5 protein-coding genes are annotated in these 2403 nt (G+C 59.8%); 4 read left to right on the plus strand and 1 reads right to left on the minus strand.

The window, feature by feature from the left end; all coding sequences use genetic code 11:
* Both EOA28_RS39205 and EOA28_RS41020 read left to right on the plus strand, forming a co-directional pair.
* Positions 1–194: hypothetical protein (locus EOA28_RS39205; protein WP_189342326.1), on the plus strand; the 194-nt coding region annotated here is incomplete at its 5' end.
* A 105-nt stretch (positions 195–299) separates the two neighbouring features.
* Positions 300–428: a hypothetical protein gene (locus EOA28_RS41020; RefSeq protein ID WP_281059009.1), complete on the plus strand. Its 129-nt coding sequence runs from the start codon at positions 300–302 to the stop codon at positions 426–428.
* A 402-nt stretch (positions 429–830) separates the two neighbouring features.
* Here the strand turns inward: EOA28_RS41020 and EOA28_RS32540 are convergent, their stop codons facing one another.
* Positions 831–1220 carry a low affinity iron permease family protein gene (locus EOA28_RS32540; protein WP_126082605.1) on the minus strand — a complete coding sequence of 130 codons (390 nt, stop codon included), beginning with the start codon at positions 1218–1220 and terminating at the stop codon, positions 831–833.
* A gap of 181 nt (positions 1221–1401) precedes the next feature.
* Between EOA28_RS32540 and EOA28_RS32545 the strand changes: the two genes are divergently transcribed.
* Both EOA28_RS32545 and EOA28_RS32550 read left to right on the plus strand, forming a co-directional pair.
* Positions 1402–1926 carry a ferritin-like domain-containing protein gene (locus EOA28_RS32545; RefSeq protein WP_127249466.1) on the plus strand — a complete coding sequence of 175 codons (525 nt, stop codon included), beginning with the start codon at positions 1402–1404 and terminating at the stop codon, positions 1924–1926.
* 129 nt (positions 1927–2055) lie between these two features.
* Positions 2056–2403 (plus strand): PAS domain S-box protein (locus EOA28_RS32550; protein WP_128315692.1); only part of this gene is annotated, 348 nt, incomplete at its 3' end.

The following is a 2403-nucleotide window of genomic DNA, read 5'->3' on the forward strand; positions in this document are numbered from 1 at the left end:
ACCTCGCGCAGCAGCGCGAGCGCATAGCCCAACTAGAGCGTGACGAATTGCCGACTACCGACGCCCTCGTTTTCTTCGCGCTTCTGGAAGGCATGCAAGAGCTTCACGAACGGCATCTGGCGCGGCTGCTCGCCCAGGCTGCGGATCAAGCCTTAGTGGTCGAACCGGAGGGTGCTGCTGGCTCGGGAACATAGTTGAGTCTGCGCGATTCACCCTCAATGAGTACACGCGGTATCAACTTCGTCGACCGATGGATGGCAGAACACCTGCCCAACGTCATAACAGAGGACCCTGTGGCCGTGAGCGATCTGGCCGACGAGCTGATGAGCATGGCAGAGCACGAAGGTATTCCGGCCGCCGAGATCAACGAGGAAGTCGACAGCGTCTTCGAAGTGATGGAACACCGCGAAGGAAGCTTGGCGGATTAGCAGCCGCAGTTTCTTCACCCATTCCGCCCATCATCATGCCATGGCAGCCGATGAGATATCTCGGGTTGAACAGCTCGTGCGCGATGGTGAAGGCCATATAGCCCGCCAGCGCGAACTCATCGCCCTATTGGAGGGTGGCGGCCTCCCGACGGAGAAGGCAAGGGCGTTCCTAGACTTCTTGGAGGAGATGGTGGGGATAAGTCGCGAGCACCTGGCCAGGCTTACGCCGCCCAAAAGGAGGAAAGCCCGCCGCAGCTAATAAGCGTACGCGACGGGCTTTCTGCCATTGGGAGCGGCTACACCCCGGAAGGACGACCACTTGCCTACACAACTCACACGAGCGTGTTTTGTTGCACGTAGCCCTTACATATACAATTTTGCGCCACCGCCGAGTGCCCAGGCTTATGCAACTGCCTTGCGGCGACTTCCGGGGGCTCGTTCGTTGTTCTCTTTCGCCCGCGCGCAGAGCGCGCGGAACTCTTCGACCTCGGCCTCGGTAAGATGCTCGATGCCGATGAAGGCGTTCTTGGCGGCGCCGGAGCGGATCAGCTCATCAAGCTTGGCCTGGATAGCCGCGCCGTCTCGGTTTTGGGTGTTCTGGATCAGGAAGACCATCAGGAATGTGACGATCGTCGTACCGGTATTGATGATCAGTTGCCAAGTTTCGGAATACTGGAAGACCGGCCCGGTCACGGCCCAGATCAGCACTGACGCCAAACATAAGGCAAAGGCCCACGGACGGCCGGAAGCATGTGCGACGACGGTCGCAACGCGATTGAAGGTTTTTTCCATTGGAAGTCCTGGTGATGAAATGCGGAGCGTTCCAACAATGGAGAAGCCCGTTTTTCGTTCCGGCCCGGCTAGGGCGCTCCATTGCGCACCTTGTGCCCGAAGGCCGGAACATGTTGCGCACCCCGGAGTTAGCCATGGCCTGTCAACGGGCGGGTCAACACGCTGCATCTGGAGAACACCGATGGCTACAAGCAAGAAAGCCTCTGCCGCCGAGAAGAGCCTCGAAGACATGTTCCTCGACGGCCTGAACGACATCTATTACGCGGAAAAGAAAATCCTCAAGACCTTGCCCAAGATGGCGAAGGGCGCTGAAGACGAGAAGGTCGCCGCCGCCTTTGAAAAACATCGCACCGAGACCGAGGGACAGGTCGATCGCCTCGAGCAAGTCTTCGAGATCCTCGGCAAGCCTGCTCGCGGCAAAACCTGCCCCGCGATCGACGGCATCCTGGAGGAGGGGGCCGAAGTCCTCGAGGAGTACAAGGGCTCCCCGTCGCTCGACGCCGGGCTTGTAGGCGCGGCCCAAGCTGTTGAACACTATGAAATCGCGCGCTACGGCACGTTGATTGCGTGGGCGAAGTCGCTGGGCAAGGAAGACGTTGTACAGCTCCTGAACGCCACGCTCGATGAGGAAAAGGCGACCGACGAGGCCCTGACGACGCTCGGCGAAGGGGGCGTCAACGATCGGGCGGTCGCGGAAGCCGCCTGACATCAGCCTGAGGAGGGCTCCATCGGAGCCCTCCCGAAGCAAGCTAGCAAGACACCGCCCGCAGCTGAGGGAACCATGCGGCGCGTCCGGAGTTCCTACGCAGCTCAACGCGGTAGTAGCAGGACATACATGGGAAAGGTTAACCCGGCCGGGTTGGCAGACGACCTTGAGACCTCAGCAGTCAATTATGAAGACTTCTTCGAAAACGCTGCAGTCGGCCTGCACGTCGTCGACGGGGACGGCCTCATCGTTCATGCGAATTCCGCCGAATTGAGTCTGTTGGGCTATGAACCCGGCGACTACATCGGCCATGAGATCGCTGGCTTCTACGAAGAGGAAGCTGTCATCCACGACATCATGGATCGCCTCAAACGCGGCGAGAAGGTTCACCGCTATCCCGCGCGGCTGAAGGCCCGGGACGGGTCGATCAAACACGTGGAAGTCAGTTCGAGTGGGTACTTCAAGGACGGCCAACTG

Origin of the sequence: Mesorhizobium sp. M2A.F.Ca.ET.067.02.1.1 (assembly GCF_004023285.1) — a bacterium.
Taxonomy (GTDB): Bacteria; Pseudomonadota; Alphaproteobacteria; order Rhizobiales; family Rhizobiaceae; genus Mesorhizobium.